Source organism: Geodermatophilus sp. SYSU D00742 (assembly GCF_054049935.1).
In genome coordinates, this window is the sequence record NZ_JBJGYJ010000040.1 from 14,711 (window position 1) to 38,851 (window position 24,141).

The 24,141-nt window shown below is 75.9% G+C and carries 23 protein-coding genes; 8 read left to right on the top strand and 15 right to left on the bottom strand.

Features of this window, described 5'->3' with window-relative positions:
- Window positions 1-10 precede the first annotated feature (10 nt).
- Genes purU through pabB form a run of 3 tightly spaced genes read left to right on the top strand, consistent with a single transcriptional unit; the run spans window position 11 to window position 4,095 of the window.
- Window positions 11-859 carry a formyltetrahydrofolate deformylase gene (purU, locus tag ACI78V_RS20425; protein ID WP_456854076.1) on the top strand — a complete coding sequence of 283 codons (849 nt, stop codon included), beginning with the start codon at window positions 11-13 and terminating at the stop codon, window positions 857-859.
- 18 nt (window positions 860-877) lie between these two features.
- Window positions 878-2,254, top strand: a complete 1,377-nt coding sequence (locus ACI78V_RS20430; RefSeq protein ID WP_456854078.1) for a bifunctional folylpolyglutamate synthase/dihydrofolate synthase — start codon at window positions 878-880, stop codon at window positions 2,252-2,254.
- Window positions 2,251-4,095: an aminodeoxychorismate synthase component I gene (gene pabB / locus ACI78V_RS20435; RefSeq protein ID WP_456854080.1), complete on the top strand. Its 1,845-nt coding sequence runs from the start codon at window positions 2,251-2,253 to the stop codon at window positions 4,093-4,095. Before ACI78V_RS20430 ends, pabB begins: the two co-directional genes overlap by 4 nt.
- Window positions 4,096-4,125: 30 nt before the next feature.
- Here the strand turns inward: pabB and ACI78V_RS20440 are convergent, their stop codons facing one another.
- From ACI78V_RS20440 to ACI78V_RS20455, 4 genes are read right to left on the bottom strand one after another with little or no spacing between them, the layout of a single operon-like run.
- Window positions 4,126-5,529 (bottom strand): threonine/serine ThrE exporter family protein, encoded by a 1,404-nt coding sequence (locus tag ACI78V_RS20440; RefSeq protein ID WP_456854081.1) that lies wholly within the window; start codon window positions 5,527-5,529, stop codon window positions 4,126-4,128.
- A 43-nt stretch (window positions 5,530-5,572) separates the two neighbouring features.
- The gene (locus ACI78V_RS20445) at window positions 5,573-6,562 is read right to left on the bottom strand and encodes an NAD-dependent epimerase/dehydratase family protein (protein WP_456854083.1); all 990 of its coding nucleotides are present in this window, start codon (window positions 6,560-6,562) and stop codon (window positions 5,573-5,575) included.
- Window positions 6,559-9,159: an alpha/beta fold hydrolase gene (locus ACI78V_RS20450; protein ID WP_456854085.1), complete on the bottom strand. Its 2,601-nt coding sequence runs from the start codon at window positions 9,157-9,159 to the stop codon at window positions 6,559-6,561. Before ACI78V_RS20450 ends, ACI78V_RS20445 begins: the two co-directional genes overlap by 4 nt.
- A complete protein-coding gene (locus tag ACI78V_RS20455) occupies window positions 9,156-10,181 on the bottom strand; it encodes a 3-oxoacyl-ACP synthase III (RefSeq protein ID WP_456854086.1) in 1,026 nt (341 codons plus the stop codon). The genes ACI78V_RS20450 and ACI78V_RS20455 overlap by 4 nt, the downstream gene beginning before the upstream one ends.
- 197 nt (window positions 10,182-10,378) lie before the next feature.
- On the opposite strand from ACI78V_RS20455, the gene ACI78V_RS20460 reads away from it, so the two are divergent.
- Window positions 10,379-10,549: a hypothetical protein gene (locus ACI78V_RS20460; protein WP_456854088.1), complete on the top strand. Its 171-nt coding sequence runs from the start codon at window positions 10,379-10,381 to the stop codon at window positions 10,547-10,549.
- 44 nt (window positions 10,550-10,593) lie between these two features.
- On the opposite strand, the gene ACI78V_RS20465 is transcribed toward ACI78V_RS20460, so the two are convergent.
- The 7 genes from ACI78V_RS20465 to ACI78V_RS20495 form a co-directional block, all read right to left on the bottom strand.
- Window positions 10,594-11,457: an amidohydrolase family protein gene (locus ACI78V_RS20465; RefSeq protein ID WP_456854115.1), complete on the bottom strand. Its 864-nt coding sequence runs from the start codon at window positions 11,455-11,457 to the stop codon at window positions 10,594-10,596.
- An 8-nt stretch (window positions 11,458-11,465) separates the two neighbouring features.
- Entirely contained in the window at window positions 11,466-12,389 is a 924-nt protein-coding gene (locus ACI78V_RS20470; RefSeq protein ID WP_456854090.1) for an SDR family NAD(P)-dependent oxidoreductase, read from the bottom strand.
- A 77-nt stretch (window positions 12,390-12,466) separates the two neighbouring features.
- Window positions 12,467-13,258, bottom strand: a complete 792-nt coding sequence (locus ACI78V_RS20475; RefSeq protein ID WP_456854092.1) for a TIGR03084 family metal-binding protein — start codon at window positions 13,256-13,258, stop codon at window positions 12,467-12,469.
- Window positions 13,255-13,500 (bottom strand): AMP-binding enzyme, encoded by a 246-nt coding sequence (locus ACI78V_RS20480; RefSeq protein WP_456854094.1) that lies wholly within the window; start codon window positions 13,498-13,500, stop codon window positions 13,255-13,257. Before ACI78V_RS20480 ends, ACI78V_RS20475 begins: the two co-directional genes overlap by 4 nt.
- A gap of 70 nt (window positions 13,501-13,570) precedes the next feature.
- A complete protein-coding gene (locus ACI78V_RS20485) occupies window positions 13,571-13,825 on the bottom strand; it encodes a hypothetical protein (protein ID WP_456854096.1) in 255 nt (84 codons plus the stop codon).
- Window positions 13,826-14,031: 206 nt separating this feature from the next.
- Window positions 14,032-15,072 carry an MsnO8 family LLM class oxidoreductase gene (locus ACI78V_RS20490; RefSeq protein WP_456854098.1) on the bottom strand — a complete coding sequence of 347 codons (1,041 nt, stop codon included), beginning with the start codon at window positions 15,070-15,072 and terminating at the stop codon, window positions 14,032-14,034.
- A 114-nt stretch (window positions 15,073-15,186) separates the two neighbouring features.
- On the bottom strand, window positions 15,187-16,026 hold the full coding sequence (locus tag ACI78V_RS20495; RefSeq protein ID WP_456854100.1) for an ABC transporter substrate-binding protein: 840 nt from the start codon (window positions 16,024-16,026) through the stop codon (window positions 15,187-15,189).
- A gap of 822 nt (window positions 16,027-16,848) precedes the next feature.
- Between ACI78V_RS20495 and ACI78V_RS20500 the strand changes: the two genes are divergently transcribed.
- Window positions 16,849-17,184: a TraR/DksA family transcriptional regulator gene (locus ACI78V_RS20500; RefSeq protein ID WP_456854102.1), complete on the top strand. Its 336-nt coding sequence runs from the start codon at window positions 16,849-16,851 to the stop codon at window positions 17,182-17,184.
- Window positions 17,181-18,581: a DUF2254 domain-containing protein gene (locus ACI78V_RS20505; protein WP_456854104.1), complete on the top strand. Its 1,401-nt coding sequence runs from the start codon at window positions 17,181-17,183 to the stop codon at window positions 18,579-18,581. Before ACI78V_RS20500 ends, ACI78V_RS20505 begins: the two co-directional genes overlap by 4 nt.
- A 42-nt stretch (window positions 18,582-18,623) precedes the next feature.
- Here ACI78V_RS20505 and ACI78V_RS20510 read toward each other — a convergent pair whose 3' ends face one another.
- A complete protein-coding gene (locus ACI78V_RS20510) occupies window positions 18,624-18,935 on the bottom strand; it encodes a hypothetical protein (RefSeq protein ID WP_456854106.1) in 312 nt (103 codons plus the stop codon).
- Between the two features lie 612 nt (window positions 18,936-19,547).
- Here ACI78V_RS20510 and ACI78V_RS20515 point away from each other — a divergent pair.
- Both ACI78V_RS20515 and ACI78V_RS20520 read left to right on the top strand, forming a co-directional pair.
- Complete coding sequence (locus ACI78V_RS20515) at window positions 19,548-19,745, top strand: RGCVC family protein (protein ID WP_456854107.1); 198 nt, start codon at window positions 19,548-19,550, stop codon at window positions 19,743-19,745.
- Window positions 19,746-20,200: 455 nt separating this feature from the next.
- Window positions 20,201-21,175: a patatin-like phospholipase family protein gene (locus ACI78V_RS20520; RefSeq protein ID WP_456854109.1), complete on the top strand. Its 975-nt coding sequence runs from the start codon at window positions 20,201-20,203 to the stop codon at window positions 21,173-21,175.
- Window positions 21,176-21,250: 75 nt separating this feature from the next.
- Here the strand turns inward: ACI78V_RS20520 and ACI78V_RS20525 are convergent, their stop codons facing one another.
- The 3 genes from ACI78V_RS20525 to ACI78V_RS20535 all read right to left on the bottom strand — a co-directional run.
- Window positions 21,251-22,639, bottom strand: a complete 1,389-nt coding sequence (locus tag ACI78V_RS20525) for an MFS transporter (RefSeq protein WP_456854111.1) — start codon at window positions 22,637-22,639, stop codon at window positions 21,251-21,253.
- 137 nt (window positions 22,640-22,776) lie between these two features.
- Window positions 22,777-23,397 (bottom strand): enoyl-CoA hydratase-related protein, encoded by a 621-nt coding sequence (locus ACI78V_RS20530; protein ID WP_456854113.1) that lies wholly within the window; start codon window positions 23,395-23,397, stop codon window positions 22,777-22,779.
- A 612-nt stretch (window positions 23,398-24,009) separates the two neighbouring features.
- Window positions 24,010-24,141, bottom strand: a 132-nt coding sequence (locus ACI78V_RS20535) for an integrase core domain-containing protein (protein ID WP_456854117.1), incomplete at its 5' end; no start/stop codon positions are given.

Consider the following 24,141-nt stretch of genomic DNA (forward strand, 5'->3'; position numbering starts at 1 on the left):
GGAGGCACCCGTGTCCCACCCCTTCACCCTCACGCTCAGCTGCCAGGAGCGCCCGGGCATCGTGCACGCCGTCAGCTCGTTCCTGTTCGAGCACGGCTGCGACATCGTCGAGCACCAGCAGTTCGACGACGCCGTCCGCGGGCAGCTGTTCCTGCGCACGGCGTTCGTCTGCTCCCAGCAGACCGACGCCGACGACCTGTCGGCGGAGTTCCGTGCGGTGGCCGACGAGTTCGGCATGACGTACCAGGTGACCGGGGACCAGCCGCCGCGGGTGCTGGTCATGGTCTCCAAGCTCGGCCACTGCCTCAACGACCTCATCTTCCGCTGGCGGGCCGGCAGCCTCGGCGCCGAGCTCGTCGCCGTCGTCTCCAACCACGAGGACCTGCGCCCGATGGCCGAGGCGGCCGGGCTGCCGTTCCACCACGTGCCCGTCACGCCGGCCACCAAGCGGGCGGCCGAGGAGCGGCTGCTGGAGCTGGTCGACGAGCACCGGGCCGACCTGGTCGTGCTGGCCCGCTACATGCAGGTGCTCTCCGACGAGGCCTGCGCGGCCCTGCACGGCCGGGCGATCAACATCCACCACTCCTTCCTGCCGGGCTTCAAGGGCGCCAAGCCCTACCACCAGGCCTTCGACCGCGGGGTGAAGCTGGTCGGAGCGACGGCGCACTACGTGACGCCCGACCTCGACGAGGGCCCGATCATCGAGCAGGAGGTCATCCGCATCGACCACACCTTCGACCCCCGCGCGCTGGCCACCGTGGGTCAGGACGCCGAGGCGCTGGCGCTCTCCCGGGCGGTGCGCTGGCACAGCGAGCGGCGGGTGCTGCTCAACGGCCACAGCACCGTCGTCTTCCGCTGACCGGTCGCGGCACTGCTGATGTCGACCGGGACGGCGGACCCGGTGCCGCCCGCCGGCGCGACCTCGTCCGGGGCCGCGCTCGACCGGGTCCACCGCTACCTGTACGGGGAGCTGGGGCCGCAGCGGGGTCCGGCGGGTGCGGGGCTCGACCGCGCGCGGGCCCTGCTCCGGGTCCTGGGGGACCCCCAGGACCGCTTCAGGGCCGTGCACGTCGCCGGGACCGCCGGTAAGGGCTCGGTGACCACGTTCGTGGCGAGCCTGCTGCGGGCGCACGGGTTCCGGGTGGGCGCCCACCTGTCACCCCACGTCCACTGCCTCCTCGAGCGGTTCCAGGTCGACGGCGCTCCCGCCGGGGCGCACCTCGTCGAGGCGGAACTGGACCGGATCCGGCCGGCGGTCCAGTCGGTGGAGCGAGCCGGACACGGCCGGCCGTCGTTCTTCGAGGTGACCAACGCGATCGCCTTCGGCCTGTTCGCCGACCGGGTCGACTACGGGGTCGTCGAGACCGGGGTCGGCGGCCTGCTGGACTCCACCAACACGATCTCCCGGGCGGACAAGCTCGCGGTGATCACCCCGATCGGGCTGGACCACCAGGACCTCCTCGGGTCCACCCTCGAGGAGATCGCGACGCAGAAGGCCGGCATCCTGCCCGTCGGCGGTCGCGCGGTCGCGGCCCGCCAGCGCAGCGCCGAGGTGGAGGACGCGCTGAGCGCCGAGGCAACCCGGAGGGCCTGCGCGCTGCGCTGGGTGGACCAGGGGCCCCCGTCGGTACGGGCCTGGACCGGGCCGGACGGCACCGAACTGCACCTGCGGGGCCAACCGCCGCTGTCCCTGGGCCTGACCGGGCAGCACCAGGCCGGCAACGCCCACCTCGCGCTGCGGGCGGTCGAGGCGATCGCCGCGCGCGACGGCTGGGCCCTCGACGCGGACGCGGTCTGGCAGGGGCTCCACGGCGCCACGCTGCCCGGACGCTTCGAACGCCGGGTGGTCGGCGGCTGGACCACGGTCCTGGACGGAGCGCACAACCCGATGAAGCTGGCCGCGCTGGTCGGAACCCTGCAGGAGGTCCATCCCGGCGTCCGGTTCCCATGGGTTCTGGCGTTCAAGCAGGACAAGGACCTCCGGGCCGCACTGCGGGTCGTCGCGCCCGTGGCGTCGGCGGTGGTCGCCACGCAGTTCGCCGCCGGGGACGGCGACCACCCGGCCGGCGCCTCCGTACCCGCCGGGCAGATCGCCCTGGCGGCGACGGAGTGCGGAGTCGCGTCCGTGGTGGAGGAGGACCCTGCGTGCGCGGTGGCCCGGGCCGCGGCGAGCGCCGACGCAGGGCTGCCCGTCGTGGTCAGCGGCTCGTTCCACCTGCTCGCCGCCGTGGGCCCGGGATCGACGCCGCGGTGAGCTCCGGCAGTTCGGCGGGGGCGCCGTGGGCGCGGTTCGACGACCTGCGCGCCGGCACCGCCATCCGGTGCCCACCGCCGCGCCGGGTGCTGGTGGCCGAGCGGCCCGAGGAGGTCCTCGGCGTGCTGACGGAGGTGGAGCGGGCCACCGACGCCGGGCAGTGGGCCTTCGGGTACGTCGCCTACGAGGCCGCCGCCGGGCTGGACCCACGGCTCGCCGTGCACCGGTCCACGCCGCTGGGCATGCCGCTGGTGTGGTTCGGGCTCTGCGACCAGCCGGTTGCCGTGCCTCCGCTGGAGGCGGCCGGACCGGCCGACGCGCGCCCGGCGGGGGCAGCCCGGTGGCGACCCACGTGGACCCCGGCCGGTCACGCCTCCGGCGTCGGGCAGGTCCGGGAGCGGATCGCCGCCGGGGACACGTTCCAGTGCAACCTGACCGTGCGGATGTCCGGTCGCGTGTCCGGGGACCCGTTCGCCGTGTACCGGGACCTGGCCCTGGGGCAACGCGGAGCCCACAACGCCTACCTCGACCTCGGCCGCTTCGTCGTGGCCAGTGCCAGCCCCGAGCTGTTCTTCGAGCGCCGCGGCGACGACGTGCTGCTCCGTCCCATGAAGGGGACGGCGCGGCGGGGACGGCACCGGGACGAGGACCGGCGCCTGGCCCGTCGGCTGCGCTCCAGCCCCAAGGAGCGGGCGGAGAACGTCATGATCGTCGACCTCGTGCGCAACGACGTCGGCCGGGTCGCGGAGATCGGCAGCGTCGACGTGCCCGCGCTCTTCACGGTCGAGCGCTACGGGACCGTGCTCCAGCTCACCTCCGACGTGACGGCTCGCCTGCGCCCCGGTACCGGGCTGGTGGAGCTGTTCCGGGCGCTGTTCCCCTGCGGTTCGGTCACGGGAGCCCCCAAGGCGAGCTCCATGGAGATCATCCGGTCGCTGGAACCGGACCCCCGCGGTGTCTACTGCGGAGCCATCGGCGTCGTGGGCCCACCGGACGCGCCGGTGCGGGCTCGCTTCACCGTGGCCATCCGGACAGCCGTGGTCGACACGACCACGGGCGAGGCCGTGTACGGCACCGGGGGCGGGATCACCTGGGGCTCCGACGCGGCCGCCGAACACGCGGAGGTCCTCGCCAAGGCCGCCGTCCTGGACGCGCGGCCCCGGGAGTTCGAGCTGATGGAGACGATGCGGTACGGGCCGCCGCGGGGCCTGCGCAACCGGGAGCGCCACCTGCGCCGCCTGGCTGCCTCGGCCGAGCACCTGGGGTTCCGGTTCGACGTGGCGACGGCGCGGCACGTGCTGGACGCCCGGCTGGCGGGGGAGCCGGCGGCACGCGTCCGGCTCCGGCTGCGCCGCGACGGGGGGCTCGCCGTCGACGTCGAGGCGCTACCCGCGCCCTCAGCCGGCCCGGTGCTGCTCGCGGTGGACGACGAGCCGATCGACCCGGGGGAGTCCTGGCTGTACCACAAGACGAGCATGCGGGAGCCGTACGACCGGCGGCGCGAGCGGCGCCCCGACGTCGATGACGTGGTCATGGTCAACACGCGGGGAGAGCTCACCGAGGCCACCCGGGCCACGCTCGCGGTGCGGCTGGACGGGCAGTGGTGGACACCTCCGGTGGAGTCCGGGTGCCTGCCCGGGGTCGAGCGGGCGCGGCTGCTCGAGACGGGCCGGCTGCGGGAGCGGGTGCTCCACGTGCCCGACCTCGGGCGGGCGCAGGGCCTGGCCGTCATCAGCTCGCTGCGTGGTCGGCGCGACGCGGAGCTGGGCCCCGCCCGTCGTGGCGTGGCGGGCACCCCGCCGCCCCGTCGGGCCGACGCGGACGTCGGGGTCGTCTGCTGACGTCCGTGCCCCGCGGAACCGGTGCGCAGCTCAGTCGGTGGTCATGGCCCGCCTGCGGACCCGCTCGTCGAAGCGGTCCCGCTCGCCGCTGACCGGCCGGCCGAGGTACTCACCCAGCGTGACGCCGGCGGCGAGCGCGAGACCGACGGCCAGCGCCCCGACGAGAGCGGCCAGCCCGCCGTCGATGTCGGCGTCGACGACGATCTGGAACAGCCCGTGGTAGATCGCCAGCCCGGGCAGCAGCGGGACGATGCCGCAGACGGCGACGAGCTGCGGTGGGACCCGGAGCCGCTGGGTCAGCACCTCTCCGCAGAACCCGATGACGACGGCCGCGACCCCGCTGGCCAGGGGAGCGCCGGCACCCACGGCGCTGAGCACCCAGAACGTCGTCCAGGCCAGCGCCCCGGCGATCGCGGCCAGGCCGACGGCGTGCGGCCGGGCGTGGCTGGCCAGCGCCCAGAAGCCGGCGATCCCGGCCGATGCGGCCAGCGCGACGGCGACGGGCACCGGGGCGGGCTCGGTGGTGACGACGGTCAGGGGGAGCTGGGCGCGCTGGGCCAGGTCGAGCACGCCGGCGATGCCCACGACGATGCCGGCGGTCAGCGTCACCACCTCGAAGGCCCGCGCCCCGGCGGTCACCGGGAACCCGCTGATCGCGTCCTGGGCAGCGCTGACCAGGGAGAGTCCCGCGAGCAGCACGACGATGCCGGCGGCGACGACCAGGGAGGTCCGGACCTCGACGTTCCACGCGAGCAGGAGGACGGCCACTCCGGTGGCGAGTGCGGCCCCCACCACCTGCTGGAAGAAGACCGGCAGGCTCCGCCGGTTGAGCACGCGCAACACCTGCTCGATCAGGGCGGTGGTCAGCGCCGCGAGGAGGGCCTCACGCCACCCGCCGCCGAGGACGAGCCCGAAACAACCGGCCACGCCGGCCCAGGCCAGCGCGTTCACGGTCCGGCGGTACGTGGCGGGCGCGGCGACCACACGGTCCAGCCGGCGGTGTGCCTCCTCGACGTCGAGGTCACCGGCGCCGATCGCACGGACCAGGTCGGTGATCCCCTGCAGGCGGGTGTAGTCCGGACGGCTCATCCGCACGATCCGCATCGCGGTGAGCGGTACCGCGTCCTCCCGGTCGAAGCTCACCGTGAGGGAGGTGAACGTGATGTCGACCTGGCAGCTGGTCAGCCCGTAGGCCGCGGCGACCCGCAGCACCGTCGCGGTCACGTCGGCGGAGGGCGCGCCGACGGCGAGCATGGACGCCCCGATGCGCAGGGCCAGGCCCAGCGCGGCGTGCGCGGTGAGGTCGTCCATCCGGCTGGGCTGGGCCCGCAGACCGATCGGCGCGGTCGGCGGGTCGTTCCCCGCGACGGCACGCCAGGCCCGCTCCGGGAGACGCGAGTACGGCACACGGCGACGCGGCGACCAGACGGACACAGCGCCAGGCTATGGCGCCGTGGTCGGCGGACCGTGGGTCGGCTCAGCCTCCGGCGACCGGGTCGGGCCCGGACCCGAACCAGGCGCCCAGGCGGGAGAACCCCTCGTCGAGGGGGACGTGCGGCCGCCATCCCAGCGCGGCACGGGTCCGGCGCTGGTCGAACCAGTGCGCGGTCGCCAGCTGCTCGGCCAGGAAGCGGGTGAGCGGGGGAGTCGAGCGTCGCCGGGTTCCCGCCCAGAGCCCCTCGACCGCGGCACCGATGCCGTAGGCCGCCCGGTACGGCACCCGGCCGCGCGGTCCCCGGACCCCGGCCGCCCGGCAGAGCCGGGCGAGGACCTCGGCGACCGGACGCGGCTGCCCGTTGGAGACGACCAGGGCCTCGCCGTGCACGGGTCCGCACGCGTCCACGGCGGCGACCAGGGCGGCTGCGGCGTTGTCGACGTAGGTGGTGTCGATCAGCGCCGCGCCCGAGCCGATCACCGGCAGCCGCCCGCTGCGTGCCCGTTCGACGATGCGCCCCACGAGCTGGGGATCACCGGGTCCCCACACCAGGTGGGGCCGGATCGCGAGGACGGCGAGGGAGGAGGAGTCCGCGGCCAGCGCATCGACCTCGGCCACCGCCTTGGAGCGGGAGTAGCGCCCGAGGGCACGCGTGGCGTCGGCCGGCCCGGCGCCGACCCCGGTCAACGGCGTCCCGGCGTGCGCCACCGACGGGGACGAGACGTGCACCAGCCGGCCGACGTCGGCCGCCCGGCAGGCCTCGACGACGGTGCGGGTGCCCCGGATGTTGGCGGAGGCGTACTCCGCCCACGGCCCGGTGACGTCCACCTTCGCGGCGAGGTGCAGCACGGCGTCCTGCCCACGGGCGGCCCGCCCCACCACGGCCGGATCGGCGACGTCCCCCAGCACCTCGCGACACGGCAGGCCGGACGGGCGGCGCTGCAGCACCGTCACCTCGTCGCCGCGCTCGAGGAGCCCGGTCGCGGTGGCCCGCCCGAGCATCCCGCTCGCCCCGGTGACCAGGACCCTCACGGTCGGCGCCGGCGTCCGCGCGCCTGGACACCGGCCAGGAACCGCGCGGCCCGGCGGGCGAGCTCAGCACGGTCCACCTTCGACTGGTGGCGCACGTCCACCGGCAGCCGCGCGGTGAGCAGCACGGCGGCGACGTCGACCCCGACGACGGCCCGGACGGCGTCGGCCGTGTCCGGATCGGCCAGGCGCAGGCGGCTCCCCCAGGCACCGGGACCGATGCGGCTCCGGGGGGTCCCGGACGGGACGACGACGAGGACGACGACCTGCGCCCCGGCCGGCCCCACGCCCACGGCCGCGGCGGCCGAGACACCGGGCAGCTCCTCGACCCGCTGCTCGATGCCGACGGGGGTCACCGGACCGGAGGCGGCGGAGACGACGTGGGCCAGGCGCCCCTCGATCCAGAGCCGGCCGTCCGCGTCCAGGTGCCCGACGTCCCCGGTCCGGTGCCAGCCCGGGTCCCGGGACGTCGCACGCTCGAGTGCCCACAGCGCGTCGTAGCGGTCCTTGACGTGCGCGGCCTGCACGCAGACCTCTCCGGCGACGCCCGGGCGGTCGGTGAGCGGGCCGTCGGCGAGCCCCTCGGGTGACAGGGGGCTGATGCGCACGCCGACGCCGGGCAGCGGGCGGCCCACGCACACGCCCTCGCCGGCGCCGGCGGCCTCGATGCCGGCCAGGGCGACGTCCGTGACCGGAAGGACCTCGGTCATCCCGTACGGGGTGTGCGCGTCGGCGGCCGGGAGGACCGCCCGCAGTGACCGCAGGAGGGACGCCGGTACGGGCGCGCCCGCCGACATCAGCAGCCGGATGCCGCCCAGGGCGCGGCGCTGCCGCACCGAGAGGTCCCCGGCGGTGGCCGCGACCCGCCGCAGCGCCGCGGGCGAGGCGAAGACCACGGTCGCGTCGACGGCGGCCGCCGCGTCGGCCAGCGCCGCCGCGGTCAACGAGGCGGGTGCGGTCACGTCGACGTCCGGGACCGCCGACGCGATGCCCAGCGCCGGCCCGAGGATGGCGAAGGGCGCGAACGCCGCCACGAACCGGTCCCCGGCGGTCAGGCCGTAGGTGGACCGCACGAGCTCCAGCTGGGCCGCGGCCTGGCGGTGCGTGTAGACGACGCCCTTGGCCGGCCCGGTCGCCCCGGAGGTGAACAGCACCGCGCAGTCGGCGTCCAGCGGGGCCTCGACCGGCGCCGGTGCGGATCGGCCGACGGCGGCCACCTCGTCGAGCGTGTGCGCAGCTCCCGAGGCTCGCCGCCCCGTCCGGCCGGCCCGCCCGGCGAGGATGCGGGACCCGGGCAGGCCCATCAGGCGCGCCGCCGCCAGGCCGGCACGGCTGCCGACGACGTGGTCGACCGCCGCGCTGCGCAGGGCCCGGCGCATCCCGGCCAGGCCCAGGCCCTTGTCCGCGACGACGACGACGGCCCCGGCTCGCCACACGGCGTACACGGTGGCGGTGAGGTCGGCCGACGGCTCGACGAGCAGCGCGACGCGCTGTCCCGGGCGGACCCCGCACGCCGCCAACCCGGCGGCCAGGTCCGACACCCGGTCGGCCAACCGGGACCACGTCACCGTCGGGCCCCCGACCTCGACGACCGCCGGTGCGGCGTCGTCCGACCGTTCCCGCAGGGCCGACCACAGGCGGCGTCCGGTGCCGTCGGCGGTGGCCGCCGCCCGTCGCCGGTCGGGGGGTGGGTGCCCGGTGTGGAGGTCGGCCACCCACTGCACCACGGCATCGGCGTACTGCGGAGCGTCCTCCGGGAGCAGGTGCGATGCGCCCTCGTAGCGGTGCAGCCGGGCCTGGGGCAGCCGGCGGCGCAGGTCGGCGAGGTACCGCTCGCCGAAGACGGGGTCGCGGGGCCCCCACAGCAGCAGGGCCGGGACGTCGAGCGTGCGGATGCCCTCGGCGATCGCCTCCTGGACCGGGCGGGACGGGTGGTCGGGTGCGAAGGGGATGTCGGCGACGAAGTCGCCGACGGACCGGCGGCGCGCCCGCGACCGGTAGGGGGCGGCGAAGGCGCGCCGGACGTCGGCCGGGAGTGCCGGCCGGGACAGCGCCGTCGCCGCCCGCACGAACACCGGGGTGCCGACGGTCACCGCCGCCCGCACGCCGGGGGCGTGGGCCAGCCGGATGAGGGCCGGCCCGAGGTCGCCCTCGGGCATGGCGACGGCGGTGTTGGCCAGCACGACGCCGGCCAGCTCCCGGCGGTGCTGCAGGGCCCAGCCCAGGGAGATGACGCCGCCCCAGTCGTGCCCGACCGTGACCACCGGGCCGGTGATGCCGAGGGCTGCCGTGAGGTCCCCGAGGTCGGCGAGTCGCTGCGGCAGCGACCGCGGCTCCGGCAGCCGGTCGGACCACCCCATGCCCAGCTGGTCGGGGGCGACGACCCGCCAGCCGGGCGGCGCGGCGGCCAGCAGCCGGCGCCACAGGTAGGACCACGTGGGGTTGCCGTGGACGCACAGCAGGGTGCCGACCGGGTCCGGGACGCCGTTGTCGAGGACGTGCCAGGTGTGCTCGACGCCGGTCGAGTCGGCGACGGTCGGGAAGCGGGACCAGCCGGGGTCCAGGCCCGGGAGCGCGGGCGGGAGGGGGGCCGCCCTCACCAGGCGATCTCGAGGCACGAGGCGTTGAGGCCCGAGCCGATGCCCATGAGCAGCACCCGGTCGCCGTCGACCAGCGAGTCCTGCTCGACGGCCAGCGTGAACGGGACCGATGCGGGGCCGAGGTTGCCCCGGGTCGGGAACGTGGTCGGGACCAGCGAGGGGTCGATCGAGAAGCGGTCGCACATGGCCTTGGTGTGCACCTTCGACACCTGGTGGACGATGTAGCGGCTCATGCCCCCGGCCCAGTCGAACTCTGCACCGGCGTCGGCCCACAGGTCCTCGGACAGGGCCAGCCCGGCGTCGAGCAGGCCCTTGAGGTCGGTCCGCATCATGTCGTTGTCGCCGACGCAGAGCTCGTGGTGCTCGGTCCCCGCCCGGCTCACGGACCCGACCAGCCGGTGTCCCTCGGGGTGCCGGTCGGCGCGGCCCAGCACCATGGCGACGGCGCCCGAGCCGAGGGTCAGGGTCGCGAACTGCGACAGCACGTCCCGGGAGGTGGTCTCCGGACGGTCCAGCCGGTCGAGGGTGCGCTCCTGGACCGGCCGGGAGTCCTCGCCGTTGACGATCAGGGCGTGGTCGACCTGACCCGACTCGATCATGGCGGCCGCCAGTTCCATGCCGTTCACGAACCCGAGGCAGGCGTTGGTGACGTCGAAGTTCTGGCACGTGCGCGGCAGGCCCAGCGCGTGGTGCACCGCCACCGCGGTGGAGGGCTCGAGGTACCTGCGGCTGACCGAGGTGTTGATCATGACGCCGATCCCGGCCGGGTCGACCCCGCTCTCGCTGATGGCCTTCGCGCCGGCCATGGCGGCGCCGTCGACGAACGTGACGCCCTCGGCCCACCAGCGACGCTGCCGGATGCCGGCGAGGCGCTCGAGCAGGCCGGGCCGCAACCCCACCCGCTGGTAGGTGTCGGCGAGCACGTCGTCGAAGGAGTCGGAGCTGACCACCCTGGTCGCGTCCGCGATCTGCACGGTCAGGACGGCCGTGTCGGTGAACCGGTGGATGGCGCTGCCGCTCATGTGGAGTCCCAGTCCTCGGAAGGGCTGACTCCCTGCCGTGCGCCGCCCCTGGTCCGCCAGGCGTACCCGACCTGCCCGCAGCTATTCCACCGCCGTTCGCGCCCCGCCGGCGCACCGGTCGCCGCGCGGGAGGCGCGGCCCGGACCACCGGGTCGGAGGGCTCCCCGGGGGACACGGTGCCCTGGTTGACTGACGGGATGGTCGAGCCACTCCCGGAGCCGGATCCGATCATCGACCCCAGCGAGCCGGTGCCCGACGACCCGGCCGAGCTGCTCCCCGACGCACCGGAGCCCCTGCCGCCCGCGCCGGTCGAGGCCACGCCGGACGATCCCGGCGGGGACGCCGGCGGCGTGCCCGAGCCTGCCTGAGCCGGCCCTCGGCCACCGCCTCCGGCGTCGTGCCCGCCGGGGGGTCAGCGCAGGTGGAGGGCCGCGATGGCGTTCTGCTTCATGACCAGGGGCCTGACCTCCTCGCGGATGTCGAGCTGCTCGAAGTCCGCGATCCACCGTTCGGGGCGCAGCAGGGGGTAGTCCGAGCCGAAGAGCACCTTCTTCTTCAGGAGCGTGTTGGTGGCGCGGACCAGCTGCGGCGGGAAGTACTTGGGCGACCAGCCCGACAGGTCGATGTAGACGTTGGCCTTGTGCTGGGCGACGGAGATGGCGGCGTCCTGCCAGGGCACCGACGGGTGGGCCATGATGATCGTCAGGTGCGGGAAGTCGGCGGCGACGTCGTCGAGCAGCATCGGGTCGGAGTAGCGCAGCTTGATGCCGCGCCCGCCGGGCAGGCCCGAGCCGATGCCGGTCTGGCCGGTGTGGAACAGCGCCGGCACGCCCAGGGTCTGCAGCTCCTCGTAGAGCGGGTAGACCCGCCGGTCGTTGGGCTCGAAGTCCTGCAGGCTGGGGTGGAACTTGAAGCCCCGCACGCCGTGCTCGGTGACCAGCCGGCGGGCGGCGCGGACGCCGGCCCGCCCGCGGGCCGGGTCGATCGACCCGAAGGGGATGAGCACGTCGGGGTGCTGGGCGGCGGCCTCGGCGATCTCCTCGTTGGACAGCGTCGTGTGCCCGGTGGCGGCCTCGGCGTCCACGGTGAAGATGACGGCGGCCATGTTCTTGCCGCGGTAGTCGGCGGCGATGTCGTGCACGGTCGGGTCGTAGGGGTCGCCCTTGAAGTACCTGGCGGCCGCGGCGTTGAGCTCGTCGTCGAGTGCGAGGTGGCCGTGCAGGTCGGCGTGCACGTGGACGTGCACGTCGATGGCGACCAGCGCGTCGAGGTCCAGGGCGGCCGTCACGGGGTGGCCTCGCCCTCGGCGGGGGGCTCGAACTGCTGGCCGACGGTCTGCTGGGCGGGGGCGTACTTCTCGGGCCAGACGGCGGCGATGGCGTCGGCGGACCAGCCGGTGCCGTCGGCGAACTCGACGACGACCTCGGCCGGGTGGCTCCACAGCGCCAGGCGGTCGCCGCCGATGCCGATGGCCTGGCCGCTGATGCCGGCGGCGGCGTCGGAGGCGAGGAAGGCGACCAGGCCGGCGGCGTCCTCCGGGGTGCCGAAGCCCAGCTGCTTGCGCGCGTAGGAGGGCAGGGGCTCACCGGCCCTGAGCTTCTCGATGTAGGGCTGCACGAACGGCACGGTCTCGGTCATGGCGGTGGCGGCGACCGGGACGACGGCGTTGACGGTGATCCGGGCCCGCGCCAGCTCCATGGCCCAGGTGCGCACCATGCCGACGATGCCGGCCTTGGCCGCGGCGTAGTTGGTCTGGCCGAAGTTGCCGACCTGGCCGGTGGGGGAGCCGATGCAGATGATCCGTCCGCCCTCGCCCTGCTCGCGCATCCGGACGGCGGCGGCGCGGGTGCAGGTGAAGGTGCCGCGCAGGTGCGTGGTGATGACCGCGTCGAAGGCCTCGTCGGTCATCTTCCACAGCGTGGAGTCGCGCAGGATGCCGGCGTTGTTGACCAGGACGTCCAGCCGGCCGAACGCCGAGACGGCGCGGTCGACCAGGGCCTGGGCGGCCTCGCTGGTGCCCACGGGCACGACCTCGGCGACGGCGGTGCCGCCGGCGCCGGTGATGGCCGTGACGGCGGCCTCGGCGACGGCTGCGTCGACGTCGTTGACGACGACGGCCGCGCCGCTGCGGGCCAGCTCGGTGGCGTAGGCGAGACCCAGGCCCCGCCCGCTGCCGGTGACGATCGCGACCTTGCCGGACAGATCCACTGCGGTACTCCTCTGTGTGGGGGTGCGGCCCGCCGGGGGACGGGTGCGGGGACGGCGCTGGTCGGGGGTGCGTGGGGTCAGGTCCGGGCGGGCCGGCCGGCCCCGGGTGGCCCGGCGAACGCCTGGGCGACGTCGAGCCACCGGTCGGCGTCGGGCCCCTGGGCGCGCAGGGCGAGGTCGTCGCGGTGCCGGCGCTGGGTGGTGCGCAGGCAGAAGTCCAGCGCCGGGCCGGTGACCCGCTGGGAGGCATCCGCCGGGCCCCACGCCCAGACGTCGCCGTCCGGCCCGGTGAGCTCGACCCGGAACTCCTCGGCAGGAGGGCGGAGGGAGTGCTGGCGAAAGGCGAAGTCGCGGGTGCGCACGCCCAGGTGCGCGACGGCGCGCAGCCGCGGCGTGCTGGGGGTGGCCCGGCCGAGGGCGTCGCGGACGTCGACGCCGTGCGCCCAGGTCTCCATGAGCCGGGCCGTCGCCATGGACGCGGCGCCCATGTCCGGCCCGAACCAGGGCAGCGCCGTGCCGGGAGGGAGCGCGGCCAGGGCCGCCGCGAGGGACGCGCGCGCCCGCCGCCACCGGGCGAGCAGCTCGGACGGGGGGACGGCCGCGCCGGCGTCGGCGGCGGGGTCCACCTCCCGGGCGACGTCGGCTCCGGCGGCGTCCCGGTCGGCGCGGAAACGCTCCGGGTCCGTGGCCGCCCGGAGCGCGACCTCGTCGGTCCAGGCGAGGTGGGCGACCTGGTGGGCGATCGTCCAGCCGGCCGCGGGCGTGGGTGTCGCCCACGCCGCTGCCGGCAGGCCGGAGACCAGCTCGTCCAGCTCCTGCCCCTCCTGGGACAGGTCGTCCAGCAGCCGGGTCAGGAGTGTGCCGGTCACGAGGCGGCCGTGGGTTGCGGCGCCGGGTCGGCCGCGGCCACCCGGCGCAGCTCGGCCCGCCGGATCTCCGTGGAGGCGGTCATCGGCAGATCGTCGACCACCGGCCAGGTCCGTGGCACCTCGAACGGCGACAGCCGGTCGCGGCAGTGCCGCTCGAGCCCGGCGGGATCGACCTCCGCGCCCGGCGCGGGGACGACGAAGGCGACCACCGGCTCGCCCCACCGCTCGCTGGGCGCACCCACCACCGCCGTGCGCGGGCGACCGACGGGTGGCTGACGACGGCGCCCTCGACCTCCTCGTCGGTGCTCGCTCCTACCGGACCAGGCGCAGCGCCGACGCTCCGAGCGTGGGGTCGTCGGTCGCTGCCGCCCCACCCGGGAGGAGGACCAGCGCGGGACGGACGGCGACGGCGCCGGGTCGCCCGATCCGGGACCGGAGGGCCCCGTTGGCGTAGCCGGCGGGCAGCCGGCGGCACTCGTCGTGGGCGGGCGGCGGTGCCGGGGGAACGGCGGGGTCCTGCGCCAGGTGGACGTAGAGGATGTGGTCCGCGGGGTCGTAGGTCCTCATGTCACCCTCTCCTCCCGGACCCGCCGGTGCGGTGACCGCGGTCTGCGGTGGCGACACCGGGCGGTGCGATCCGGACGGGTACAGCGTGGCCCGGGGGTGTGACAGGAAGCGGACCCCGCTGCGGAGCTGCCCGGGGTCTCCCCGTCAGCGCCGCACCCCGGGAGCTCCGGTGCGGGGGATGCGGTGGCCGGTCGGGGGCCGGTGGGCTACGGCCGGGACGGTGACGCCGTTGCCGCGCGGCTGCCGGCGGTCCGCGCCCGGCCGAACAGTGCGGCCAGCTCCGCGTCGGAGGCGGCCAGGGCGGCCCGGTCGAAGGTGCTGCTGCCGGCGACCAGCTCGGCCGCCCCGGTGCGGTCCAGCAGCGCGGCGAGCCGGCGCTCCACCTGGGCCGGCGTGCCGGCGATCGCCGCTGCGGCGGTCTGCTCGAGGTACTGCTGCTGGCGTGGGGTGCGGGCGGCGGCCCGGACGGCGGCCACCGGCTCCAGCGGCGGGAACACCCCGGTGGTGCGGGCCCGGGCCATCGCCCACGCCTCGGCCAGGACCAGGTCGGCGGCCTCCGCGGCGGTGTCGGCGACCAGCACGTCGAGGCTGATCGCCACCCGCGGCTGCGGCTGCTGCGCGGAGGGCCGGAAGGCGCGCCGGTAGCCGGCCAGCGCCGCGCGCCCGGCATCCGGGTCGCCGGCCACCCCCAGCAGCGGGCCGCCCACGACGACCGGCAGCCCCAGCTCGGCCGCCACCTGCAGACCGCGGCCCGTGGCCAGCACGTACAGCGGCAGCGCACCGACCGGCTGCGGGTGCACGGTGATCTCCGCCGTCCCCGTCAGGAACGCGCGCAGCTCGGCGATGTCGGCGGGGAAGTCGCGGTCGGTCTCCCGCAGCGCCCGACGCACCGGCGGGGTGAAGCCGGGGGAGCGGCCCAGTCCCAGGTCGATGCGGCCGGGCGCGAGGGCCGACAGCGTGGCGAACTGCTCGGCGACGACCAGCGGCTGGTGGTGGGGCAGCATGACCCCGGCCGAGCCGAGCCGGATGGTCGTCGTCCGGCCGGCGACAGCGGCCAGGAGCACCGCCGGAGCGGCGCCGGCGACCCCGGGCACCCCGTGGTGCTCGGCGACCCAGAACCGGTCGAACCCGAGCTGCTCGGCGCGGACCCCGCGCGCCACGGTGCCGGTGAGCGCCGCGGCGTCGGGTTCGCCGATGCGGGTGCGGGACCGGTCCAGCAAGGACAGCCGCGGCCCCGTGTCGGTCACGGCAGCTCCAGCGCCGTCCGGCCGGCGACTGTTCCGGCGGGCGACGTGGCGTTGCCCCCGGGACCTCGCCACGACGGCCCCGCGGCGAGGACCGCGGGGCCGTCCTGGCGTGCCTCAGTCGACGATCATCGTCTCGACGTCGAACTCCTCGCTGATGATCCCGTACTCGAGCATGAGGTCGCTCATCTCCTGCAGCTGGTCGGCGTCGACCTCGGCGTCCCACGCGGGGAGGGCCACCTGCTGCACGGTCTCGGCGGGCACCTGGGTGTAGGTGGGCACGAGCTCGACCAGCCGCTCCCGGTTGTCGGTGAGCTCCTCCATCGATGCCGCCATCGCCTCGCGGAAGGCCTCGATGACCTCGGGGTTGTCCTGCGCGTACTGCTCGGTGGTCAGCCAGCCGGCGACCGGCATGTCCTCGACCGGGCCGCTGAACAGGGGGAAGAGGACGCGGGCGCCGGCGGCCTTGGCCGAGGCCTGGAAGGGCTCGACCTGCCAGATGGCGTCGACGTCGCCGGCGTCCAGGGCCGGGGCCATGTCCGGCAGCGGCAGCTCGACGAACTGGATGGTGGAGATGTCGACGCCGGCGTCCTCGAGGACGGCGTTGATCGCCACCGTGCCGACGTTCTGCAGGTTGTTGACCGCGATCCGGGCTCCGGCCAGGTCGGCGGGGGACTGGTAGGGGGAGTCGGGGGCCACCATGATCGCGTGGTCGTCGGCGCCGACGTCGTTGCCCGCGATCACCCGGATGGGCAGCCCCTGCTGGGCGGCCAGCAGCGCGGAGGTGTAGTTGCCGTAGGTGATGTCGTACTCGCCGGCGACCAGGGACGGGATCGCCTGGGCACCACCGGAGGTCTGCTCGAGGGTGACGTCGAGCCCGGCGTCCTCGAACAGGCCGGTCTCGTCGGCCTGGACGGCGGTGGCGGTGTGCACCAGGGGGAAGTAGCCGACGGTCACCGGGGTCGTCCTGTCGCCGCCTCCGCCCGCGGCGTCCCCGGCGCCGCTGTCGTCGGAGCCGCACGCGCTGAGGACGAGGGCGACCGTGCAGCCCAGCGCCAGGCCCGCCCTGCGGCGGGGAGCCCTCGTGGTGCCTCTCTGTGCCGGATCGGACAACGGCGTCCCCTTCCTGGAGTGCAGGGCCGAGGCCCTGGGAGAACCGGCCGGCCCGGGAGACCGGTGGTGCGTCGACGCGGTGGCGCCCATCGTCCAGCAGCGAGCGGGGGCCGTCACCAGGCTGCGGCCCGCCGTCCCGCGGATGCGGCGGACCCGGTCGGGGGCACCGCGTTGCCGGTCGGCGGCAAGGTCGACCCGGGTGTGTCGACCGGCAGCTGCCCTGCTCCGGCGGCGCGTGGCCGGGCACGGTGGGACCGGGACGTCCGAGGGCGGGCGTGGCCGGCCGCTGCGGTGCCGACGGGGTTCCCCGACGGGGACCGGGACGCCGCGCCGGCGGGGTCGACGACGAAGGGGAACGCGGCATGAGCGCGAGCACGTCGCTGTCGCCCCGGGTCTGCGCCGCCCCCGCCGCGGGCCAGGACGCCGACCCGTCCGCGCCCTGCCCCCCGTCGTGCCCCTCGCCCTGGCCCCCGCCCGCCGCCGGCGGCGCCCGCCCGGCCCCGGCGACGAGCGGGTGGGTCCGTGGTCTGCGCGGCCCGGCCGCGGTGCGACACGGCCGGCACCTCGCGCCGACGCCGGCGCGCTGACCCGTACCGGGTCCGCGACTCCCTCGGTCACCCGTCCCGCTCGGCGGGACGCCCGCTCCCACCCCCCCAGGAGGACCCCGTGTCCACGCTCGCCACCGGACCCACCACCGCCCCCACGACGGCGTCGGCGTTCCTGCCGTTCCGGGTCCTGCTCGAGACCCAGCGCGCCGACTGCGTCGGCCAGCGCGAGCTCGCCCTGGCTGAGACGGTCACGTCGGTGCCGGACCCGGTCGCCGTGAGCCGCGCCGCCACCCTGCTGCGCACGATCGGGGAGATCGACGCGGCGCTCGCCCGCATCGACACCGGCACGTACGGCCGCTGCGTGGACTGCGGATCGGCCATCCCCCGCGAGCGGCTGGAGCTCCGCCCCTTCGCGGCGAGCTGCGTCTCCTGTCAGCAGCCGACGCGCCGGTGAGCCGGGTGCGGCCGCTGCTGCCCATGCGGGTCGCGGCGGCGACCTACCGGTTCCGGGAGAGCCTGTTCGCACTGCCGGCACTGATCGTGGTCGCCGGTATCGGGGTGGCCGAGGCCGCCGGGGCCGCCGACCGCGCCGCGGGGGAGCGCGTCGTCCCGGGGACGTTGACGATGAGCAGCAGCACCGCCACGTGGCTGCTCAGCACCGTGGCCGGTGCCATGATCACCACGGCGGGGGTGGTGTTCTCCCTGACGGTGGTCAGCCTGCAACTGGCCAGCAGCCAGTTCTCGCCGCGGGTGATGCGCTCGTTCATCCGCGACCGTCTCAGCCAGGTCGTCATCGGTCTGCTGATCGCCACGTTCGTCTACTGCGTGCTGGTCCTCCGCCACGTCGACGGCAGCGCCGGCGACCCGGCGCCGCGGATCTCGCTAACCGTCGCCGTGCTGCTGGCCGTGGTCACGGTGCTGCTGATCGTGGCGCACCTGGACCACCTCGCGCACGGCCTGCAGGTCGGCGAGGTGGTCCGGCGGATCTCCGAGGAGGGCGAGCAGGTGCTGCGGGCCTCCCGGCAGGCGAGCGGCACCGAGCAACCCGCCGTGGCACGCACCCCACCCGCCGGCTCCCGCCCGCTGGAGGTCCCGGCGCCCCGCGACGGCTGGGTCACCCAGGCCCCCGGCGACCGGATGCTCCCCGCCGTCCCGCCCGGCACCACCGTGCGCCTGGAGACCCGCGTCGGCGCCTACATCCACGCCGGCGAGCCGTTGCTCACCGTGTGGCCGGTCCCCGACGACGTCGAGGGCGTGCGGCGACGGCTGACCGCCTCGGTCCTGATCGCCGACACCCGCACCATGCAGTGCGAGCCGGACTTCGCGCTGCGGCAGCTGGTGGACATCGGTCTGCGGGCGCTGAGCGCCGCGATCAACGACCCGACCACCGCCGTCGAGGTGACGTTGCGGATCGGCAGCCTGCTGCGCCGGCTGCTGGTGACCGACCTGCCGGCCGAGGCGGTCGCGGGGGACGACGGGCGGCTGCTGCTGCGCCCGTGGGAGCTCTCCCCGGAGGAGTACGTGGCGCACGGGTTCGACCAGCTGCGGCAGGCCGCTCCGGCCCAGCCCCAGGTGGCCGCCGCCCTGCTGCGGGTGCTGAGGATGCTCGTCGACCACGTCGAGGAGGCCGGACGGGGAGGCTGCGTGCCCGCGCTGCGCGGTCAGGTCCAGCAGCTGCTCGACGCACTGCGCGCGACCCCGGACCTGCACCCGGGTGACCTCGCCCGCCTCGAGGCGATCGCGACCGACGCCGACCCCGCCGACCACAGCGGCCGGTGGACCGGCGGTGGGCGGGCCGCTGCCGACGTCCCGTCGGTGGACGGGCACCGTGCCGCGCCGGGGACGTGCTGACCTGCTCGTCGTCGCCGGCGTGGACGGCGGGTGCACGGACCGTCAGTCCGCCCGGTCGTCCGGCCCGGCGGAGGTGGGGTCACCACGGCGCAGCAGCGGCCGGGACCGCCACAGCAGCCAGCCCAGCGCCGTCGCCGCGCCGACGGCGAGGCCGGCCACCACGGCGCCGAAGACGACGAGGAGGACCATGGCCCAGGCGCCGCCCACCACCGCGGCCGGGAGGTCGTCCACCCCGCGGCCGACGCGCCGGTGCCAGGACGCCGCGTGCCGGCCGGGCAGGACGGGCTCGGGGGCCTCGGCCGCGTAGAACCGTTCGATGTCGTCCCAGATCCGCTGCTCGTGACTGCTGAGCACAGCCCACCTCCTGTCGACCCGACCATGCCGCTGCCCGGCGGGCGCGACCAGGGACGCCGCCGGTCAGCAGATGGGTGCCGGTGTTGCCGACGACCGGCAGGACCGCCCCGGGCGGTCGAGCGGCACCGGTCCCGGTGTGCCGGGGCGATGCCCGAGGGAGGAGGGGCCCGTCTTGCCGGCCGTCGGCAGGCAGGGGCGGGCCGACTCGACCGGGCGGGGCCGTGGGCCGCGGCGCCGGCCGGTGCCACGCTGGACGGGACGACGAGACGACGGAGGGAGCCGGTGTGACGGCCGTCCTGACCCGCGGCGGGCATCCGGAGATCGAGCAGGTGCCGGCGCCGGACCGGTGCGCCGCACCGGTGGCCGCAGCCGCGCCCGCACCGGGACGGCCCGGAGGCGGCCCGGTGCGCTGCGGCGGGACCGCGAGGCCGCCGGGCGACGTGGTCGACCAGTGGGGTCTGCAGTCGTTCCCCGCGAGCGACCCACCCTCGAACTGGTGACCTGCGCACGGTGGCTGCCGGGTCCGGCGACGGCGAGCCCGAGCCACTGAACCGCAGCCCCGCGCCGCGTGACCGGAGGCGGCACCGCCTCACCTGACACGGAGGAGTTCCCATGCCAGCCCCTGCCTCGACCGCCACCCGTGCCGAGCGACCCGAGGGACCCTCGGAGGTCTCCTCCCGGTCCGCGGACGACCCGGGCTGTGACGTGTGCCCGCACCCGGTCGCCGGCCACGACCCGATCGCACTGCGGTTCTGCCGGGCCACCCTGACCGCCGGTGTCGACCGGGGGTGCGTCTGCCGGCCCGCGTGAGCGACCGGGGCCGTCGGCGCGGGCCACCGGGCAGGCCGAGCACGGGTGTCGCCGTCAGCGCCCTACCGGCGTCCGTCCTCGGGAGCCCGGACGGCCCTCACCATCGACCCGGTGAGCAGGCCGGCCGCGGCGGCCGCGGCAGCGGCGATCGCGGATCGGAGCAGACGGTGCCTGCGGTCCATGGCAGCCTCCCGGGCCGGCGGTGTGCCTGGTCCCTACCCCGGTGACCCGCTCGGCTCGACGGGTCGGCGGGGCGTCCGGGGACCCGCGAGGGCGATCCGGACCGCACGCCCGCCCTCGACGTGTCCGTGCACCCGCCCGGCGGTCCGCCCGTTGCTCCCCACGGCCGGGGGTGGACCACGCGTCGCCGGGCCGGTGCGTGCCCGGTGGGCGGAGGGGACCCCCGGCCACCGGGTGCTGCTGCTCCCGGCACGGCCGCGTGCCAGGCTCGGCGCATGACTCGCGTCGGCCTCGTGCTGGGCGGCGGTGGCGTGGTGGGGCAGGCGTACCACTCGGGCGTGCTGGCGGTGCTGGAGCACGACTTCGGCTTCGACGCGCGCAAGGTCGACGTCATCGTCGGGACCTCGGCCGGATCGATCACCGGCACCCTGCTGCGGCTGGGGGTCTCGGCGGAGGACCTCGCCGCCTGGACGGTCAAGGCGCCCCTGTCCGGGGAGGGCGACGTCATGCGCCGCATCGCCGCGACCCCTGTTCCCGACCTGGCGCCCTTCCGGCCGCTCAGCCTGCTGCGCCACCCCGCGCGGCTACCGGGTCGGCACATGGTGCAGCGGGCGCTCACCCGGCCGTTGCAGTTCCGGCCGCTGGCCGCCGGGATGGCCCTGCTGCCCCCGGGGCGGCACGACGTCGTGGAGCAGTTGGCCGCCCTGCGGGAGGTCGAGAAGCCGGAGTGGCCCGAGCCGCCGCTGTGGATCTGTGCCGTCCGCCGGCGCGACGGACGGCGGGTGGTGTTCGGCCGCCCCGGTACACCCCCGGTGCCCATCCACCTGGCCGTGGCCGCCTCGTGCGCGGTGCCCGGGTACTTCGCCCCGGTCGTGATCGACGGGCGCAGCTACGTCGACGGTGGCGTGCACTCCCCGACGAACGCGGCGGTCCTCCGCGGTCGCGGCCTCGACCTCGTCGTCGTCGTCTCGCCGATGAGCGGGTCCGCCGGATGGCGCCCGGACTTCTACGCCGCGGCCCGCAGGCACTGCACCCGGCTGCTGCACCGGGAGCTGCGGGCGCTGCAGGCGGAGGGGATCCGGACCGTGGTCTTCGCGCCCGGCGCCGGCGAACAGCGGGTCATGGGCAACGACATGATGTCCCGCGCCCGCCTGAACGAGGTCATCCAGGAGTCTTTCCTCGCCGCCGGCCGCGCAGCCGCCACCCCCGGCGTGGCCGAGCTGATCCGGCTGGCGGCAGCCGCGGGGTAGCGCGGGACGCCGACGCGAGGGCGGGACGACGCCCCGGGGGGGCGCACACCGGGAGGGGGCGGCGTCGAGCCGTCGTCAGGGCTGCTGCCCGGGCTCGCGGGCCTCCTCCGGGTGCTCGCGGAGGTACTGCTCGTGGGCCTCGGCCACCCGGAGGTTGTTGCCGCGGGTCTCGCCGGCGACGGTCACCGCCGCGAAGGAGACGACGCAGAGCACCATGGTGTAGATGCCGACCGACCCCGACCACCCGGTCGACTGCAGGAGGAGAGCGGCGATCATCGGGGCGAAGGCGCCGCCGAGGATCGCGCCCAGGGCGTAGCCGATGGAGACGCCCGAGTACCGGACCGCGACGGGGAACATCTCCGCGTACATGGCCGACATCGGACCGTAGGACAGCCCCAGGCCGACGGTGAGCAGGAACAGCGCGATCCCGTAGAGCCAGGTGTTGCGGGTGTCGATGAGCAGGAACAGCGGGATCATCCAGACGAAGACCAGGGCGTAGCCGATCTGGAAGGTGCGCACCCGGCCGATCCGGTCCGACAGCGCGCCGCCGTACATGGTGAACACCAGCCAGCCGAACGAGGCCAGCGTGGTCGCCAGCAGCACCGACTCGCGGGGCATCCCCAGGTTGCCGGTGGCGTAGGTGATGAAGAAGGCGATGAGCAGGTAGCCGGCGGCGTTGTTCGCGACGAAGATCAGCGCGGTGAGGACGACCTCCCGGGTGTTGCTCCGGAAGAGGTCCCGCAGCGGTGCCGACGACTCCCGCTTCCGCAGCCGCATCTCCTCGAAGGCGGGGCTCTCCTCCACGGTGCGGCGGATCAGGTAGCCGATCACGATCAGCACCACGGAGAAGAGGAACGGGATCCGCCAGCCCCAGGACTGGAACTGCTCCGGGGTCGTGACGGTGCTCAGCAGCCACAGGACGCCGGTGGCCAGGATCATCCCGATGGGCACGCCGACCTGCGGATAGGCGCCGAACAGGCCGCGGCGGGCCACCGGGGCGTGCTCGACGGACATCAACGCCGCGCCGCCCCACTCGCCGCCGGCCGAGAAGCCCTGCAGGATCCGCAGCAGGATCAGCAGCGCCGGCGCGGCGAGGCCGATCTGCCCGTAGGTCGGCAGCAGCCCGATCAGGGCGGTCGCCGCGCCCATCAGCACCAGGGTGAACACGAGCATCCGCTTGCGGCCCAGCCGGTCCCCGAGCCGTCCGGCGACGATGGCGCCCAGCGGGCGGAACAGGAAGCTGATCCCGATGGTCGCCAGCGACAGGACCGTGGCCAGCCCGGGGGCGTCCTGGCTGACCGGCGCGAGGAACAGCGGCGCGAGCACCAGGCCCGCGGCCTGGGCGTAGATGAAGAAGTCGTACCACTCGATGGTGGTGCCGGCGAGGGTGGCGGCGAGGACCTTGCGTTCCTCGGCGCTCGCCCGGCCGGCTCCGGCAGGTGCTGTGACCGATCGAGCAGACATCGCGACCCCGCCCGTCCACGCCGTCGGACGCCGACCGCTGCGTCGGCATCGGGTCGTGGCGACGCTACCGATCCCCGACCCGGGTCACAACGCCCGCGCCCGCCGGTGACCGCGCGCGGGTGCCGCCACGACGGGTGTCACGCGGACACCCAGCGGGCCGGGCGCTTCTCGCGGAAGGCGGCGATGCCCTCCTGGCCCTCCTCGCCGGCGAAGAAGCGCGCGGACAGCGCCAGCAGGTCCGGGAACCGGTCGGCCAGCGGCCCGGTCCGCGCCGCGCGCAGCAGCCGCTTGGTCTCCGCCAGCGCCAGCGGCGCGCCCTTCCCGAGCGCCTCCGCCTGCGCGGACACGCAGGCGTCGACCTCGCCGTCCGGGACGACGAGGTCCACCAGACCGCCGACCAGTGCCGCCGGTGCGTCGAACGCCTCGCCGGTGAGCATCAGCCGGTGCGCCACGTTCGGCACCATGCGCGGCAGGCACACCGCGGAGATCACCGCCGGCACCACGCCGATGCGGACCTCGGTGAAGGCGAAGGTCGCCGACGTCGCGGCGACCACCACGTCGCAGGCGGCGAGCAGGCCGACGCCACCGGCGCGGGCCGGCCCGCGGACGGCGGCCACCACGGGCTTCGGGGCGTCCCAGATCATCTCCAGCAGGGCCGGGAACTCGTTGACCCCCTGGTCCTGCGCGGCGCCGCCGGCGGCCTCGGCCAGGTCCGTGCCCGAGCAGACCACCCGGCCGGTGTGGTCGAGCACGACCACCCGGACCGCGTCGTCGGCGAGGGCGTCGGTGGCGGTTCAACGCCGGGGCCGACTCGCTCAACTGCGCCGTCCTCGGTCCCGACGCCGGCCCGGACACCCCCGAGTTCGAGCTGTTCGTGGACCAGCTGGTCACCGAGATGACGGTCAAGGCCGGCCAGAGGTGCACCGCCCTCCGCCGGGCCCTCGTGCCGCGGGAGTTGGTGGACGATGTCGTCGAGGCCTTCGGCCCGGTGAGCACCCTGCTGCCCTACGACGGGGTCGCCCAGGCCGTGGAGCTGGCCGCGCGCGGCCAGGGCAGCCTGGTCGGCTCGATCGTCATCCACGACGAGGCGGTGGCCCGGGAGTCCGTGCTCGGCGCCGCCCACGCCCACGGCCGGATCCTGGTGCTCGACCGCGACGACGCGGCGGAGAACACCGGCCACGGCTCCCCGCTGCCGGTGCTGGTGCACGGCGGCCCGGGCCGTGCCGGCGGCGGCGAGGAGCTCGGCGGCATCCGGGGCGTGCTGCACCACATGCAGCGCACCGCCGTCCAGGCCTCTCCTGACCATGGTCGCCAAGACCTGGCCGTGACCTCAGCGGGGCGCCACGGCGCGGGACCGCCGTGGCACGCCGCTAGGTGTTCTGCTCCGACAGGTTGGGCACGCGGCTGGCCGGCGGAAGACCGCCGAGTGCGGTGTGGGTGCGGTGATGGTTGTAGAGGTGCAGCCACCGGCGCAACGCCTTGGTGCGGGCGGCGTCTGAGGT